Source organism: Azospira sp. APE16 (assembly GCF_047901315.1).
Taxonomy (GTDB): domain Bacteria; phylum Pseudomonadota; class Gammaproteobacteria; order Burkholderiales; family Rhodocyclaceae; genus Azospira; species Azospira oryzae.
In genome coordinates this window covers 1,531,604-1,547,574 of the sequence record NZ_CP179682.1, presented here as the reverse complement: position 1 = coordinate 1,547,574, position 15,971 = coordinate 1,531,604, and the positions used below count along the sequence as shown (strand labels likewise).

14 protein-coding genes and 2 riboswitches are annotated in these 15,971 nt (G+C 69.7%); of the genes, 11 read left to right on the top strand and 3 right to left on the bottom strand.

Translation table 11 applies throughout. The features are described from left to right. Nucleotides 1–50: 50 nt before the first annotated feature. Nucleotides 51–2,453, top strand: coding sequence for a TonB-dependent siderophore receptor (locus ACLSSQ_RS07515; protein ID WP_416244202.1), 2,403 nt, complete (start codon nt 51–53; stop codon nt 2,451–2,453). Nucleotides 2,454–2,455: 2 nt separating this feature from the next. Beyond that, complete coding sequence (locus ACLSSQ_RS07510) at nt 2,456–3,733, top strand: PepSY-associated TM helix domain-containing protein (RefSeq protein ID WP_416244201.1); 1,278 nt, start codon at nt 2,456–2,458, stop codon at nt 3,731–3,733. Here the strand turns inward: ACLSSQ_RS07510 and ACLSSQ_RS07505 are convergent. The 3 genes from ACLSSQ_RS07505 to ACLSSQ_RS07495 all read right to left on the bottom strand — a co-directional run bounded on the left by ACLSSQ_RS07505 (nt 3,730) and on the right by ACLSSQ_RS07495 (nt 7,580). Continuing rightward, entirely contained in the window at nt 3,730–5,052 is a 1,323-nt protein-coding gene (locus ACLSSQ_RS07505; RefSeq protein WP_416244200.1) for an OprD family outer membrane porin, read from the bottom strand. The genes ACLSSQ_RS07510 and ACLSSQ_RS07505 overlap by 4 nt on opposite strands. Nucleotides 5,053–5,060: 8 nt before the next feature. Continuing rightward, nucleotides 5,061–6,455 carry a diguanylate cyclase gene (locus ACLSSQ_RS07500; RefSeq protein ID WP_416244199.1) on the bottom strand — a complete coding sequence of 465 codons (1,395 nt, stop codon included), beginning with the start codon at nt 6,453–6,455 and terminating at the stop codon, nt 5,061–5,063. A 255-nt stretch (nt 6,456–6,710) separates the two neighbouring features. Next, nucleotides 6,711–7,580, bottom strand: coding sequence for an acyl-CoA thioesterase (locus ACLSSQ_RS07495; RefSeq protein WP_232058835.1), 870 nt, complete (start codon nt 7,578–7,580; stop codon nt 6,711–6,713). A 166-nt stretch (nt 7,581–7,746) separates the two neighbouring features. Then, nucleotides 7,747–7,964: riboswitch (cobalamin riboswitch) on the bottom strand. A 69-nt stretch (nt 7,965–8,033) separates the two neighbouring features. Then, nucleotides 8,034–8,248: riboswitch (cobalamin riboswitch) on the top strand. A 135-nt stretch (nt 8,249–8,383) separates the two neighbouring features. Between ACLSSQ_RS07495 and ACLSSQ_RS07490 the strand changes: the two genes are divergently transcribed. Genes ACLSSQ_RS07490 through cbiE form a run of 9 tightly spaced genes read left to right on the top strand, consistent with a single transcriptional unit; the run spans nt 8,384 to nt 15,958 of the window. Next, nucleotides 8,384–9,061: an energy-coupling factor ABC transporter permease gene (locus ACLSSQ_RS07490; protein WP_416244198.1), complete on the top strand. Its 678-nt coding sequence runs from the start codon at nt 8,384–8,386 to the stop codon at nt 9,059–9,061. Then, entirely contained in the window at nt 9,058–9,429 is a 372-nt protein-coding gene (locus ACLSSQ_RS07485) for an energy-coupling factor ABC transporter substrate-binding protein (RefSeq protein ID WP_416244197.1), read from the top strand. The genes ACLSSQ_RS07490 and ACLSSQ_RS07485 overlap by 4 nt, the downstream gene beginning before the upstream one ends. Continuing rightward, entirely contained in the window at nt 9,423–10,154 is a 732-nt protein-coding gene (gene cbiQ / locus ACLSSQ_RS07480) for a cobalt ECF transporter T component CbiQ (protein ID WP_416244196.1), read from the top strand. The genes ACLSSQ_RS07485 and cbiQ overlap by 7 nt, the downstream gene beginning before the upstream one ends. Next, entirely contained in the window at nt 10,151–10,990 is an 840-nt protein-coding gene (locus ACLSSQ_RS07475) for an energy-coupling factor ABC transporter ATP-binding protein (RefSeq protein ID WP_416244195.1), read from the top strand. Before cbiQ ends, ACLSSQ_RS07475 begins: the two co-directional genes overlap by 4 nt. Nucleotides 10,991–11,003: 13 nt before the next feature. After that, a complete protein-coding gene (gene cobM, locus ACLSSQ_RS07470; protein WP_205229826.1) occupies nt 11,004–11,807 on the top strand; it encodes a precorrin-4 C(11)-methyltransferase in 804 nt (267 codons plus the stop codon). A 9-nt stretch (nt 11,808–11,816) separates the two neighbouring features. Further along, on the top strand, nt 11,817–12,803 hold the full coding sequence (locus tag ACLSSQ_RS07465) for a sirohydrochlorin chelatase (RefSeq protein WP_152089002.1): 987 nt from the start codon (nt 11,817–11,819) through the stop codon (nt 12,801–12,803). Between the two features lie 3 nt (nt 12,804–12,806). After that, the gene (locus tag ACLSSQ_RS07460; RefSeq protein ID WP_026687354.1) at nt 12,807–13,487 is read left to right on the top strand and encodes a precorrin-8X methylmutase; all 681 of its coding nucleotides are present in this window, start codon (nt 12,807–12,809) and stop codon (nt 13,485–13,487) included. Continuing rightward, complete coding sequence (locus tag ACLSSQ_RS07455; RefSeq protein ID WP_130458706.1) at nt 13,477–14,673, top strand: cobalt-precorrin-5B (C(1))-methyltransferase; 1,197 nt, start codon at nt 13,477–13,479, stop codon at nt 14,671–14,673. The genes ACLSSQ_RS07460 and ACLSSQ_RS07455 overlap by 11 nt, the downstream gene beginning before the upstream one ends. Beyond that, entirely contained in the window at nt 14,666–15,958 is a 1,293-nt protein-coding gene (cbiE, locus tag ACLSSQ_RS07450) for a precorrin-6y C5,15-methyltransferase (decarboxylating) subunit CbiE (protein WP_416244194.1), read from the top strand. Before ACLSSQ_RS07455 ends, cbiE begins: the two co-directional genes overlap by 8 nt. The last annotated feature ends 13 nt before the right edge of the window (nt 15,959–15,971 follow it).

The following is a 15,971-nucleotide window of genomic DNA, read 5'->3' as shown; positions in this document are numbered from 1 at the left end:
CTCTCCCCGCCAGCCCCCTGGCCATACGAACGAAGAAAGGAACGGAAGTCATGTCCCTGTCCCCCGCCCCGTCATCGGCGCGACGCGCTGTTGGCGCCCTCCCCGGCCGTCCCCGGCCCCTCGCCCTGGCCCTGCAGCTCCTGCTGGCCGGCGCCCTCCTCGCCCCCGCCCTGCCGGGCCGGCTGGAGGCGGCCGAGGCCGTGCGCAGCAGCTACACCATCGCCGGCGGCCCCCTGGGCGAGGTGCTGACCCGTTTCGCCGCCCAGGCCGGGGCCCGCCTCTCCTTCGACCCGGCCCTGGTGGACGGTCTGCGCAGCGGCGGCCTGCAGGGCAGCTACGGAGTCGAGGAAGGCTTCCGGCGCATCCTCACCGGCAGCGGCCTGGGTCTCAACGAAGTAAGCCCGGGGGAATTTTCCCTGCGCCGCCTGCCGCCGCCGACCCGGGGCGAGACCACCCTGGGCACGGTGCAGGTCTCCGCCGCCGCCGAGGGCAGCGGCTACGTGGCGGTGGACGCCCGCAGCGCCACCAAGAGCGACACGCCCCTGCTGGAAACCGCCCGCTCCATCTCGGTGGTGACCGAGGAACAGATGCGGGAGCGCAAGGTGCAGAGCGTGGAGGAGGCGGTGGCCTACACCGCCGGGGTGCAGGTGGCGGCCTGGGGCGACGATCCCCGCTTCGACCAGATCACCGTGCGCGGTTTCGAGGTGACCACCGACGCCGACTACCGGGACGGCCTGCGCCAGCCCTACACCGGCTGGCTCTCCGTCTTCCGCAGCGAGCCCTACGCCCTGGAGCGGCTGGAGATCGTCAAGGGCCCCAACTCCGTGCTGTTCGGCCAGATCAGCCCGGGGGGCCTGGTGAACCGGGTGAGCAAGCGGCCCACCCGGCAGACCCTGCGGGAAGTGGAAGTGCAGACCGGCAACAACGACCACGCCCAGGCCCAGTTCGACCTGGGCGGCGCCCTCTCCCCGGAGAGCGACTGGAGCTACCGCCTCACCGGCATCATGCGCCGCTCCAACACCGGCACCAAGGGCGTGAACGACGACGTGAACTACCTGGCCCCGGCCCTCACCTGGTCCCCTTCGGCCCGCACCCAGGTCACCTTCCTCGGCCACTGGCAGGAATACGAGACCTCTGCCTCGCCCCGGCCCCTGCAGCTGCCTTCGGGCGAGCTGTCCCGCTTCTGGCCCGGCGACGAGGCCTTCGACGGCCTCAAACAGCGCCAGTCCACCATCGGCTACGAGGCCCGGCACCAGGTGGACGACACCTTCACCCTGCGCCAGAACCTGCGTTACGGCGGCATCACCACCAGCAACCAGTATCTGGACGCCTCCCTCAACGCGGACGGCCACACGGTGGACCGGACCACCACCGGCGTCTATGAGCACATGAACACCCTGGCGGTGGACACGGCCCTGGAAAGCCGCTTCCGCACCGGCGCCCTGAGCCACGCCCTGACCCTGGGGGTGGATTACAACCGCTTCGGCGGCAACATCCGCTACCTGTCCGGCAGCGCCCCCAGCATCGACATGTGGTCGCCCAACTACAACCAGACCATCGCCAACCCGGACACCCTGCTTTCCAACCAGGACGTGGAGGGACGCCAGACCGGCGTCTACGCCAACGACCAGGTGAACTGGAACAACTGGCGCCTGTCCCTGGGCCTGCGCCGGGACAACGTCACCCAGACCCAGCGGGAACTCAGCACCAATACCAGCAGCAGCCAGAAGGACAGTGCCACCAGCGGCAGCGTCGGCCTGCTCTACCTGATCAACGACACCTGGGCCCCCTACGTCAGCTACGCCACCTCCTTCAATCCCCAGTTCGGCGTCAATCTGGCCGGCGAGGCCTTCAAGCCCACCGAGGGCAAGATGTGGGAAGCCGGCCTCAAGTACCAGCCGGTGGACGGCAACGCCATGGTGACCCTGAGCGTTTTCGATCTGGTGCAGCAGAACGTCAAGACCCGGGACCCGAACAACGTCCTCAACCAGGTGCAGACCGGCGAAGTCAGCTCCCGGGGCGTGGAGCTGGAATCGGTGCTGAACCTGAAGGGCGGCCTCAACCTGGTGGGCAGCTACACCTGGCAGGACCTGGAAGTGAGCCGCAGCAACGACGGCAACCAGGGCAAGGTGCCGGTGGGCAAGCCGGAACAGATGGCCGCCCTGTGGGCCAAGTACAAGATCGAGGGTGGCACCCTGGCGGGCCTGGACCTGGGCCTGGGGGCCCGGCGCATCGGCCGCAGCTACGCCGACAGCGCCAACAGCCGGGAAAACGCCGGCTACACCCTGGTGGATGCCCGCATCGGCTACGAGCTGAAGCAGCTGGCCCCCGGCGTCACCCTGGCCATCAACGCCACCAACCTGACCGACAAGGAGTACCTGATGTGCCATGACGGGTACTGCTACCGGGGCCGGGGCCGCAGCGTCATCGGCAGCCTCAACTACCGCTGGTGAGCATGAAACGACTACGTCCCCTGCTGGTCCTGGGCCATCGCTGGTGCGGCCTGTTCATGGCCGCCTTCCTGGTGGTGACGGGCCTCACCGGCGCCGTCATCTCCTGGGACCACGAGCTGGACGAGTGGCTCAACGGCCACCTGCTGCACAGCGCCACCCCGGGCCACCCCCGGGACCCATTGGCCCTGGCGGCGGCGGCCGAGGCCCGGCACCCGGAGATCCAGGTCACCTACATTCCCCTGGCGACGGAACCGGGCCACAGCCTGGCCCTGTGGGTGGAACCCCGGCCCACAGCCGACGGCAGCGCCCTGCTCCGGCCCGGCTTCAACCAGATATTCCTCGACCCGGTGTCGGGGGAGGAACTGGGCCGGCGGGAATGGGGCGCGGTGTGGCCGGTAAACCGGGAAAACGCCGTCTCCTTCCTCTACAAGCTGCACTTCAGCCTGCACCTGCCGGAATTCTGGGGCATCGACCACTGGGGCGTGTGGCTCCTCGGCGGCGTCGCCCTGCTGTGGACCCTGGACTGTTTCACCGGCCTGCTGCTGACCCTGCCCCGATTCCAATCGGGTACCGGCCGCCAGGCCAGGCAGGATGCGCCTCTCCAGGCAGACATCGCGGAGAGGCGCTCCTGGTGGGCGCGCTGGGCCATCGCCTGGAAGGTGCGCTGGCGCAGCGGCGCCTACCGCCTCAATTTCGACCTGCACCGGGCCGCTAGTCTGTGGACCTGGGCCCTGCTGCTGGTGCTGGCCTTCACCGCCTTTTCCCTCAACCTCTACCGGGAAGTCTTCTTCCCGGCCATGTCCCTGGTCTCGACAGTGACGCCCACCCCCTTCGAGACCCGGGAAGCCAGCCCGCCGACCCGGCCCCGGGTGCCCGCCCTGGGCTACGCCCCGATCCTGGAACTGGCCCGGGCAGAAGCGGCCCGGCGCGGCTGGCCGGAGCCGGCGGGTGGCGTCTATTACGCCCGGGAATATGGCTTCTACACGGTGGAATTCTTCCACCCGGAAGACGAGCACGGGGCCGGCGGCGTCGGCCACAAGCAGCTCTACCTGGACGGGGACGACGGCCGCCCCCTGGGCCAGCGCCTGCCCTGGCAGGGCAGTGCCGCCGACATTTTCGTGCAAGCCCAGTTCCCCCTCCATTCGGGCCGCATCCTGGGCCTGCCGGGGCGTATCCTGGTCTCCCTGATGGGGCTGGTGGTGGCCGGCCTCGCCGTCACCGGGGTCTATCTGTGGTGGAAGAAGCGCCGCGGCCGGCAGCGGGGCGCGGCCCGGGCCTAGAAGTCGTAGCGCAGGCCCAGGGTGAGGAAGTGGTTGTCGTAGCGGGAATGGGCCGAGCTGCGCGCTTCCAGGTGCAGCCGGGCCGAGACCCGGGGCGTCAGCCGGGCCCGGTAGATGAGGCTGTTGGCGATGATGTCGGCGCCGGGCAGGATGGCCTCGTCGATGTCCATGCGGGCGTGGCCCAGCAGCAGGCTGTGCTCCGGCAGGCCGTAGGGGCCCAGGTCCAGCAGCAGGGTGGCCTTGCGCAGGCGGCTGCGGGCGATGGCCGACATGGCGTCGTTCTCGGCGTAGAGATAGGGCATCAGCACGAATTCCGGATAGCCGCCCCAGTTGCCGTAGGCCGTCACGGTGCGCTGGTCGCCGCCGAAGCGGTTGGCCATCAGGGCCAGGCTGAGGCCGCTGGGGGCATGGGCCAGGGTGCCCTTGAGGCCCGCCAGGCCGTAGCTGGCGTTGAGGCCGTGACGGGCCAGATAGTCGCGGAAGGCGCCCACCTCGGACACCCGGTAGGCCTGGCCGTCGATGAGGGCGGTAAAGCCCCGGCCCAGGGGCTGCTTGAAGCGGCCGTCGGCATAGACGGTCTGCAGGGTATCGCGGCCGTAGTAGTGCCACAGCTGCAGCTTGTGCTCCCCCTCGTAGGCCACCCCCGTCATCCACACGCCCCGGTGGCCGACCACGGTGGAGGGGTCCAGGGTCTCGCCGTTGCGCGCATCCGGCCGGCCCCGGCCGTCCACTAGCAGGGAGGTGTAGGTCTGCTGGGACATGCTGCGGAAATCGGAAAAGCTCACCAGGCCGTCCAGGCCCGACATCTGGCCGACATAGCCCAGGGTCAGGGTGGTGCCGGGCAGCTCCCGGCTGCTCAGCACGTAGGCGTCGAACAGGTTGGGGATGATGCGGTATTCGTAGCTGTTGATGAGGGGCGACTGGATTTCCTGGCGCCCCAGGGTCAGGCGGCTGCGGCCCCGGCTGTAGATGAGCTGGGCCTCGCCCCACAGGGAATAGGGGCGCTTGTCCAGGCCGAACATGTAGGCGTCGGTCTGGCGCGGATTGTCCCGGGCCAGGCCCAGGTCCTGGGTGGTGTACCAGGCGGCCCGCAGGCGCCAGCCCCGGTAGTCGCCGCTCTCCAGGCCCAGCTTGCCGCCGAAGCCGGCGGTGTTCTGGTTCGGCCGGCCGCCCTTCTTGTCGTCGAAGACGTACATGGCCTTGCCATAGCCGAAGAAGGTGGTGCCCGCCAGGGCCTCCGCGGCATCGTCCCCGGCCCGGCCCTGGACGGAGGCGCCCAGGAGGCAGGCCAGGCCCAGCAGGCGAAGGCAGCGCCCCACGCCCGCGCCTATTGCCATTCCACCCGGTTGCGGCCCAGGTCCTTGGCCCGGTAAAGGGCGGCATCGGCCCCGGCCACGATGTCCTTGGCCTGGTCGTCGGGGCGGTAGGTGGCGACCCCGAAGCTGGCGGTCTTCTGCCGCACCACCGGAAACTCGTTGAGCTCGAATACCTGACGCAGGTCTTCGGCCAGGACCCGGACGCCCGCCTCGTCGGTATGGGGGCAGACCACCATGAATTCCTCACCGCCCCAGCGGCCTGCCAGGTCCGTTTCCCGGGTATGGCGCTGCAGCAGCCGGGCCACTTCCACCAGCACCTGGTCTCCCGCCTGGTGACCGTGGCAGTCGTTCACCAGCTTGAAGTGGTCCAGGTCCAGCAGGATCAGGCTGAAGGGCTGGCCGAAACGCTGGGAGCGCTGGATTTCGCTTTCCAGCACCTCGTCCAGCTTCATGCGGTTGAACAGGCCGGTCAGCTTGTCGGTGACGGAAAGTCGCTCCAGCTCCCGGTTGAGGGCGCTCAGCTTGCGGTTGGAGTAGATGACCACGGCCAGGACGAAGGCGGCCACGGCCAGGCTCTTCCACAGCAGGCTGTAGTCGGTGTGCTGCTCCACCTTGATGGCCACGTGCCGGTTGGCGATGGCCTCCCGCTCCTGGGGCGTCACGGTGCCCACGCCCTTGTCCAGGATGTCCCGCAGCAGGGGTTCATCCTTGATCACGCCGATGCGCAGCTGGTTGGTGTAGGCGGGAATCTGGCCGGCGATCTTGAGGTTGAACAGGCCTTCCTTGCGGATGGCGTAGGCGGCGACGATGAGGGAGCGCACCGTCAGGTCGGCCTTGCGCTCGGAAACCAGGGAGACGGCCTCCGGCTCGCTGCCGGTGAGGATCACCCGCAGGTTGGGGAAGTCCTTGCGGATGCGCTCCTCCACCATGGTGCCCCGGGGCAGGGCCACGCTCTCGCCGCTGAGGCCGAGGAGGTCGCCGACGAAGGCGTGCTCCTCCCGGGTGACGATGATGTTGGGGTCGGTGAACACGGGAGCGGTGAAATTCAGCCAGCGGTCCCGTTCCGGACTCTGGTTGAGGAAGCTCATGAGCTGGCAGCGCCCGGCCTTGGCGGCGGCCAGGCTTTCGTCCCAGGTCCGCACCGGCAGCAGCTCGATGCGCAGGCCGACCCGCTGGGCCACCAGCTGCACCAGGTCGGCGCCGATGCCCTCGTGCCGCCCCTGCTCGTTGATGCGCTCGAAGGGCTCCCAGTCCGGATCGACGCACATCTTCACCGACCGCACCCTGTCCAGGTAGGCCTGCTCGGCAGCCGTGAAGACGATGGACGCCGGCTCGGAGGCGACGCCGGGCAGCGGACTCAGGGAAAGGCAGGCGGCGCACAGGGCCAGGGCTGTCTTGAGGGACATGGGGACTAGGCAGGTTGGAGGGATCGTCGCTGCCGATGCCCGGGCAGCCTGGGCTGCGGAGGGCGCCATGCCGATCACGGCACGGGCTCCGGCCCATCTTCTTCTGTCGGCAGTATAACGGCCCGCCACCGCTGAATTGGCTCGACTATGTCACACCGCGGCGGGGGTCCGCTGTCCGGCCGGGCAGCCTGCCGCCTGCCGTTCCGGGCCGGAAACCGGGCGCCCGCCCCGACCGGGGCGGGCGAAGGCCGGCGCCTAGGCCAGACGCCGCCCCAGGGGCTGGGGCACGGGCACCGGGCGGCCGTCGTAGCCCACCGCCACCATGATGAAGCGGCCCCGGGTGCACAGGCGGCGCTGGCCGGTGAGCAGGGCCTCGGCGTGCAGCAGCACTTCCACCGTCATGGAACTGTTGCCGATGGCCACCACCCGGGCCGCCAGGTCGGCGATCTCCCCCTCCAGCACCGGCGCGTGGAAGTCGATGCGCTCGGAAGCGGCCATCACCACAGGCATGCGGGCCTGGCGGCTGGCCGCCACCATGGCCGCCTTACCCAGCCAGGCCAGGGCCTGGCCGCCGAAGAGGCTGCCGTGGTGGTTGGTGTGGCCGGGAAAGACCATCTCCACCATGGCCGTCACCGGGCCGATGCCGGGCAGCTGGGCGAAGCTCTCGTCGTCCTCCTGCAGCGGCGCCCCTGGACCGTCCACCGCCACCAGGGTGAAGTGGGCGGTGGCGCTGGTCTCCCGCAGCCCGGTGGCCAGGTCCTCCGCCGCCAGGGCCACCTCCACCTGCACCGAGCGCCGGCCCCGCTGCACCACCCGGCCGGACAGTTCCACCAGGCGCCCCTGGGGAATGGGCTTGCGGAAGTCGATGCGGCCGCTGCTGGCGGTGACCATGGGCCGGCGGGTCTCCCGGGTGGCCACCAGGAAGGCCAGCTTGTCCATCATGGCCATGGCAGAACCGCCGAAAAGGGTGCCGTGGTGGTTCACCTGTTCGGGGAAGACCACGTCCACCATGAGGGTGGCCTGCTGCTGCCGCGGCGAAGTGGACGAAGTGGGGGCGGGATTGGCTTCTACGGGCTGGGCGGCCGTCCCCACGACGGCGCCGATTTCCATTGCTTCCATGCGCATGCGCAACTCCTTGGATGAAGCGGAGCGGGAGCGTCGGAGAAGGGCGAACACCCCGGGCCGCGGCAAAGCGGCTCGGAGCGGCAGGCAGCCGAGAGCGGACAACGATGACAGTCAGGGAATGCGCGCATTTACCTTCCTCAGGGGACACCCCGCCCCAATTAGGATTGATATGAAGTAATGCCGCGGCAGGTCTCCTGACTTGCGGGTCGTCACGTTGCGCCAGCCTTCCCGGCAGTATCGCCAGTGGCAAAGAGTGGAGCGCAACGCTCGCCGCCTACAGTTGCGGGGGCAGTTCCGGACTGGAGTCGGGGCGTCGCCGCCCTGTCTCGCACCGGATTCCCTTTTCATCCCCTGGAGGGGGGAACCGAAGCGGGGCCAGTCTAACCCGCCCCAACCGATTCGCCAAACGCCGCGCCTGGCGCGGCGGATTGCCCAGCCCGGGGGGAGTGGGCTATCATCCGCCCCGATTCAGGTGCCGTGCCTCGCGCTCTGCGGGGACGGTGAAACGGGAAGCCGGTGACTCCAGGGACCACCCAGGACAGTCCGGCGCAGCCCCCGCTGCTGTAAGCCAGACGACGCTGCCTCACGCCACTGTGGTTCATCACGGGAAGGCCGGCAGGGAAGGATGAAGGCAAGCCAGAAGACCGGCCTGACATCACAAGTTGCACCATTCCCCGGGGTGACGGGAACGGTTCTGGTGATTTGCCGCCTCCTCGCTGTTCCATCCGCCGCGGCCCTTTATCCGACCTGCCACAACTCCCCCGCCTGGTGCGCCACCGTCATGCTCGCCGAGGGAGAGACTCATGCACATCATGGAAGGCTTCCTGCCCATCGAACACGCCGTGGGCTGGAGCGTCGCCGCCGCCCCCTTCGTCGCCTGGGGCATCCGTTCCGTGAACCGCCGCATCCGTGAAAATCCCGAGCAGCGCATGCTGCTGGGAGTGGCTGCCGCCTTCACCTTCGTCCTCTCGGCCCTGAAGCTGCCCTCGGTCACCGGCAGCTGTTCCCACCCCACCGGCACCGGCCTGGGCGCCGTGCTCTTCGGTCCTGCCGCCATGGCCCCCATCGGCGCCGTGGTGCTGCTGTTCCAGGCCCTGCTGCTGGCCCACGGCGGCCTCACCACCCTGGGCGCCAACATTTTCTCCATGGCCGTGGTGGGACCCTTCGCAGCCTACGGCATCTTCGCCCTGGCCCGCCGCCTCAAGGCCTCCCTGGCGGTGAGCGTGTTCCTCGCCGCCAGCCTGGCGGACCTGCTCACCTACGTCACCACCTCGGTGCAACTGGCCTGGGCCTTCCCCGATCCGGTGGGCGGCTTTGGCGCCTCCTTCCTCAAGTTCGCCGGCATCTTCGCCCTCACCCAGATTCCCCTGGCCATCAGCGAAGGCCTGCTGACCGTGGTCATCTGCAACGCCCTGGCGCGCTTCAACCCGCAGGAACTGCAGGACCTGGGCGTGGCCCCGACGCCGGAGGTGCGGGCATGAAGCGCCACCAGAACCTGCTGCTGCTCATCGCCGTGGTGCTGCTGGCGGCCCTGCCCCTGTGGCTGGTGGAACGGCCGGTCGGGCCGGACGGCCAGCCGGCGGAAATCTTCGGCGGCGCCGACAGCGAGGCCCAGGCCCTCATCACCCGCATCGCCCCGGACTACCAGCCCTGGTTCCAGCCCCTGCTGGAGCCGGCCAGCGGCGAGATCGCCTCCCTCCTTTTCGCCCTGCAGGCGGCCCTTGGCGCCGGCTTCATCGGCTATTACCTGGGCTGCGCCCGCACCCGGGAAAAGCTGCGCCGGGAACAACGACGCGATGAAGCTGCAGCCCGGCGCGAAGACGAGGACCAGGAAGGGCCGGCGTGCTGATCGAGCAGTCGGCCTACGCCAACCGCTGGCGCGGCGTGGCGCCCCAGGCCAAGGGCCTCTTCGCCCTGGGCGGGGTGACGGCCGCCTTCGTCGCCGCCGCCACCCCGGCCGCCGGGCTCGGCGTGGCCGCCCTGCTGGCGGCCGTGACCATCGGCGGCGCCCGGGTATCGCCCCTGCTCTATCTGCGGGTGGCGGCCCCGGCCCTCTTCTTCCTCGCCATCAGCGCCCTCTCCCTGGCCGTCTCCGTGGATGGGGGCGGCCTGCAGGCCACCGCCGCCGGCACCCGCCAGGCCGCCGTGGTGGCGACCCGCTCCCTGGGCGCCCTGGCGGCCCTGCTGTTCCTGGTGCTGACCACGCCCCTGAGCGACCTCATCGCCCTGCTGCGCCGCCTGCGCACCCCCGAGGTGCTGCTGGACATCATGGTGCTGTGCTACCGCACCCTGTTCGTCTTCGCCGCCGCCCTGCAGGATATGCGCGCCGCCCAGGCCGCCCGCCTCGGCCACCTGGACCGCAGCCGCCTGCTGCGCAGCCTGGGGCAGATGGCCGCCCACCTCACCCTGCAGGTGTGGCAGCGTTCCCACGCCCTGCACCTGGCGGCCCTGGCCCGCAACAACGACGGTCCCCTGCGCTTCCTCGGCAGCCGCCACCCCCATGCCCGGCGCGATGCCGGCCTGGCCGGCGTGGCCGCCCTGGCCCTGGTGCTGCTCGCCTGGAGCGGCCGGTGAGCACGCCCCTGCTGCAGCTGGAGGACGTGCACTACCGCTACCCGGACGGCAGCGCGGGCCTGGCCGGCTGTTCCCTGAGCGTTTCCCGGGGCAGCCGCAACGCCCTCATCGGCGCCAACGGCTCGGGCAAGACCACCCTCTTCCAGCATTGCAACGGCCTGCTGCGCCCCGCCGCCGGCCGGGTGCACTACGCCGGCGCCCCGGTGGACTACGGCCGGGCCGGCCTGCGCGCCCTGCGCAGCAAGGTGGGCCTGGTCTTCCAGAATCCGGACCGGCAGCTTTTCTCCGCCAGCGTGCGGGAGGACGTCTCCTTCGGCCCCCTCAACCTGGGCCTGAGTGATGCCACCGTCGCCGCCCGGGTGGAAGCCGCCCTGCAGGCCGTGGGCATGGACGACCTGGCCCACAAGCCGGTGCAGAACCTCAGCTTCGGCCAGAAGAAGCGGGTCTGCATTGCCGGCGTGCTGGCCATGGAGCCGGAGCTCCTGGTGCTGGACGAGCCCATGGCCGGCCTCGACCAGGCCATGCAGGAGGAACTGCTGGCGGTGCTGGACGGCCTGCACCGCCGGGGTATGACCATCCTCCTGGCCACCCACGACATCCACTTCGCCTACCGCTGGGCCGACCGCATCCACCTCATGGCCGCCGGCCGCTGCTGCGCCAGCTTCGACGCCCCGGCCCTGGCCGGGCACGAGGCCGAGCTGGCCGCCATCGGCCTGCGCCTGCCCTCGGTGATCGGCCTGGAACGGCAGCTGCGGCAGCGCGGCCTGCTCCGCGGCGACACCCCCATCCACAGCTGCAGCGCCCTCCTGGCCCAGCTGCAACAAGAAGACTGCTGAGAAGGAACATGCCATGACCCCAGCCACCCTCGGCAAGATCTGGTTCGTCGGCGCCGGCCCCGGCGACCCGGACCTCATCACCGTCAAGGGCCGCCGCCTGCTGGAACAGGCCGGCGCCATCCTCTTCGCCGGCTCCCTGGTGGACCAGGCTGCCACCCTCTACGCCCCGCCGGGCTGCGAGATCCGGGACTCCAAGGACATGACCCTGGAGGAAATGACCTACTGGCTGCTCCAGGCCAGCCGCCGCCACCAGACCGTGGTGCGCCTGCAGACCGGCGACCCGGGCCTCTACGGCGCCCTGGTGGAAATGACCCGGCCCCTGGACGAGGTGGGCGTGCCCTGGGCCGTGGTGCCAGGCGTCTCCTCGGCCCTGGCCTCCGCCGCCGCGGCCGGCGAGACCCTGACCCTGCCGGAAGTGACCCAGACGGTGATCCTCACCCGGGTCGCCGGCCGCACCCCCATGCCGCCCGGGGAAGACCTGGAGTCCCTGGCGGCCCACCGTTCCACCCTCTGCATCTTCCTTTCCATCACCCTGCTGCACGAGGTGCAGCGCGCCCTGCTGGCCGCCGGCTGGCCGGAGGATGCGCCCATCCTGGTGGTGCAGAAGGCCTCCTGGCCCGGGGAGGAGAAGATCGTGCGCGGCACCATCGCGGACATCAAGAAAAAGTGCCAGGCGGAGAAGATCGCCGCCCAGGCCATGATCATCGCCAGCCCGGCCCTCGGCGCCCGGGACTGGGAGGACATCGCCCGCTCCAAGCTCTACGACCCCAGCTTCACCCACCGCTTCCGCAAGGCCAGCGTGGGCGAGGCCTCCTGAGAAATGCCCATGACCTTCAGTGCCCAAGACACCACCCTGCTCCTGGTCGGCCACGGTTCCCGCAACCGGGACGGCAACAAGGAAATCCTCCATTTCGCCGCCCAGTGGCGGGAACGCCACCCCGGCTGGCGCATCGAGGTGTGCTTCATCGAGCACGCCGAGGTGCTGCTGGATGAGGGCCTGAACCGGGCCGCCGGCAATGCGAAGAAGGTGGTGGTGATCCCCTTCATCCTCAACGCCGCCGGCCACGTGAAAATGGAGCTGCCCCACGCCGTGGAAGAGGCACGAGCCCGCCACCCGGGCGTGGACTTCCAGGTGGTGCGCCACCTGGGCATGGGCCGGGAGATTTTCGAGGTGCTGCAGGGCCAGCTGGACCGGCTGATGAAGCAGCTGGACATGCCCGACCCCTGCACCACCGGCGTCATCCTGCTGGGTCGCGGTTCGTCGGACGCCGGCGCCAACGGCGAGCTGGCCAAGATGGCCCGCTGGATCTTCGAGGACAACGACCACGAGCTGGTGGACATCGCCTTCACCGGCGTCACCTGGCCCCGGCTGGAAACCGCCGTGCAGCGCCAGGTCAAGCTGGGCATGACCCAGGTGGCCATCGTTCCGGTCTATCTCTTCACCGGCGTGCTCATGGAGCGCATCAAGGCCCAGGCCGAGCGCCTGCAGCGCCAGTATCCCCAGGTGGCCTTCGCACTGGGCACCCACTTCGGCTTCGACAAGGGCATCTTCGACCTGCTGGATGCCAAGGTGGGCGGCGATGAACTGCCCGAAGGCAGCCTGCTCGAATGCGACGGCTGCAAGTACCGCCTGGCCGCCGAGGACGAGCACCTGCACGACCACAGCCACACCGCCACCCACGACCACGGACATGAGCATGGCCACGCCCACGGCGGCTGCGGCCACCAACATGGGGGCAAACATGATCACGATCATGGTCACGGCCATTGCCATGGGCACAATCACTCCCACGATCATCACTCCCACGGGTAAGCCATGAACCACAACGCCAACGTCGTCACCGAACAGCTCACCGCCGCCGGCCGCGCCATCGAGCACGATTCCTTCGCCATCATCGACGCCGAAGCCGGCCCCCACGCCTACAGCGCCGACCAGTGGCCGGTGGTGCGGCGCATGATCCACGCCAACGCCGACTTCGAATTCAACGGCCTCACCGACTTCCACCCGGCAGCGGTGGAAGCGGGCCTGGCTGCCATCCTCAAGGGCGGCACCCCCATCGTGGCGGACGTGGAAATGATCTGCGTCGGCCTCTCCGCCAGCCGCCTCAAGCACTTCGGCGTCACCACCCACCACTTCATTTCCGACGCCGACGTCATCGCCCAGGCCCAGGCCGAGGACACCACCCGGGCCGTGCAGGCCATGCGCAAGGCCCATCGCCAGGGCCTGCTGGACGGGGCCATTGTCGGCATCGGCAACGCCCCCACGGCCCTCATCGAAGTGGTGCGCCTGATCAAGGAAGAAGGGGCCCGCCCGGCCCTGGTCATCGGCATGCCCGTGGGCTTCGTCTCCGCCGCCGAATCCAAGGACCTGATGGCCGAAGTGCAGGACGTGCCCTGGATCGTCATCCGCGGCCGCAAGGGCGGCTCCACCCTGGTGGTGGCGGCCATCCACGCCCTCCTCGGCGTCGCCGAAGCCCGCCAGCGCAATGCCGCCTGAAGCCGCCAACAGCGCTCCCGTGAACAGCGAAGCGCCGCCGCCGGCCGAGAAGGTCCGCAAGGGCACGGCCAAGCGGGAACGGGGCAACCGCACCGGTTTCACCACCGGCGCCAACTCGGCGGCGGCGGCCGTGGCCGCCACCCAGGGCCTGGTCCAGGGCCAGGTGCCGGCCCAGATTTTCTGCCGCCTGCCCAACGGCCAGGAAGTGCCCTTCCAGATCACCGACGGCCGCGTCGAGGGCGAAGGCATGCCCCTGCGGGCCCACGCCGTCAGCATCAAGGATGCCGGCGACGATCCGGACGCCACCCACGGCGCCCACATGACCGCCGACGTGGTGCGCATTCCCGGTGGCGGCGGCCAGGTCATCCTCAAGGGCGGCCCGGGTGTCGGCGTCGTCACCAAGGAAGGCCTGGGCCTGGAAGTGGGCGGCCCGGCCATCAACCCGGTGCCCCGGCGCAATATCAGCGACAACGTGGCCCGGGCCGGCGCTGCCATCCTGGCCGCCGGCGACAGCCTGGAGGTGACCATCTCCGTACCCGGCGGCGAGGAGATGGCGAAGAAGACCCTCAATGCCCGCCTCGGCATCCTGGGCGGCATTTCCATCCTCGGCACCACCGGCATCGTGCGCCCCTATTCCACCGCCGCCTTCCGCGCCAGCGTGGTCCAGGCGGTGGACGTGGCGGCGCGCCAGGGCCAGACCAGCGTGGTGTTCACCACCGGCGGCCGCACCGAAAAATTCGCCATGAAGCAGTTGCCGCAACTGCAGGAAGCCTGCTTCGTGCAGATGGGGGACTTCGTCAAGGCCGCCTTCCAGAGCGCCATCAAGCGCAAGATGCAGCACGTCTACATCGGCGCCATGGTGGGCAAGCTGACCAAGATGGGCCAGGGCCTGGCCGTGACCCACGCCTGGAAGCAGGAGATCGACCGGGACCTGCTGGCCGCCTGCGCCACCGAAGTGGGCGCCCCCGCCGACCTGGTGGAGGAAATCCGCAACGCCGAGACGGCCCGCTTCGCCGCCGAGCGCCTGGCCCTGCTGGGCCTCACCGTGCCCTTCCACCGGGCCCTGGCCATCCACGCCATGCAGAGCCTGCGGGCCTGCCACCCGGGTCCCTACCAACTCACCGTGCTGGTCTGCGATTTCGAGGGCCAGTTCATCTGTCGCGTCGAAGAGGGCGAAAGTGTCTAAACAACCCTACTGCACCGTCCTCGGCATCCTGGACGACGGCTGGGCCGGCCTGCCGGATTCCGCCCGCCACTGCCTGCAATCCGCCGGCCTCATCGTCGGCGCCGGCCGCACCCTGGCCCTGGTGCAGCCCCATCTGGCCGCCGGCGCCACCCTCAAGGACATGGACGGCAAGCTGGGCCAGGTGCCCGGCTGGATTCAACAAGCTGCCGCTGACGGCCTGCGCACTGTCGTGCTGGCCACCGGCGACCCCCTCTGCCACGGCATGGCCAGCTATCTGGTGGGCAAGCTGGGGGCCGAATCGGTCACCGTGCTGCCCGCCCCCTCCACCCTGCAACTGGCCTTCGCCCGCTTCCAGCGGCCCTGGCAGGACTACCGCATCTCCACCTGCCACACCGCCGATGCGGGCGAATGGCAGTTCGGCACCACCCCGGACAACGGCCTCTACAAGCTGATCCGGGCCATCGCCGAATACCCCAAGGTAGCCGCCTTCACCGGCCCGGACAACAACCCGGCCCGCCTGGCCCGGGCCATGCTGGCGGCGGGCTATGGTGAGGAGGTCCGCCTCTCGGTGGCGGCCAAGCTGGCCCTGCCGGAGGAACAGCTGTTCCCCGACCTTTCCCTGGAACAGGCTGCGGCCATGAGCTTCCCCGACCCCAATGTGGTGCTGGTGGAACGCAGCGTGGCCGACAGCCGCGCCATCTTCGGTTTCGACGACCTGGACTTCGTCCAGCGCCAGCCGGAGAAGGGTCTCATCACCAAGCTGGAAGCCCGGGCTTTATCCCTGGCCAAGCTGGGTCTCAAACCCGACAGCGTGGTGTGGGACATCGGCGCCGGTTCCGGCTCCGTCGGCCTGGAGGCCAGCCGCCTGTGCCGCCACGGCCACGTGTATGCCATCGAAAAGAACGAGGGCGATGCCGCCAACGCCCGGGAAAACGCCCTGCGTTTCCAGGCCACCAATTACACCCTGCGCCACGGCAAGGCCCCGGAAGGGCTGGAGACCTGGCCCGATCCGGATGCGGTGTTCGTCGGCGGCTCCGGCGGCGAACTGGCGGCCCTCATTGAGCTGATCCTCACCCGCTTGAAGCCCAACGGCCGCTTGGTGATGAACTTCGTCACCCTGGAAAACCTGGCCACCGCCACCACCGCCCTGGCCGCTGCGGTGGAGAAATTCGGCGCCAACTGGGACGTGACCCAGCTCCAGGCCAGCCGCAGCCAGCCCATCCTGGACATGCACCGCATGGCCGCACAAAACCCCATCTGGATAGTCTCCGCTAGGAAAGCCTGAAACATGCCCCTGA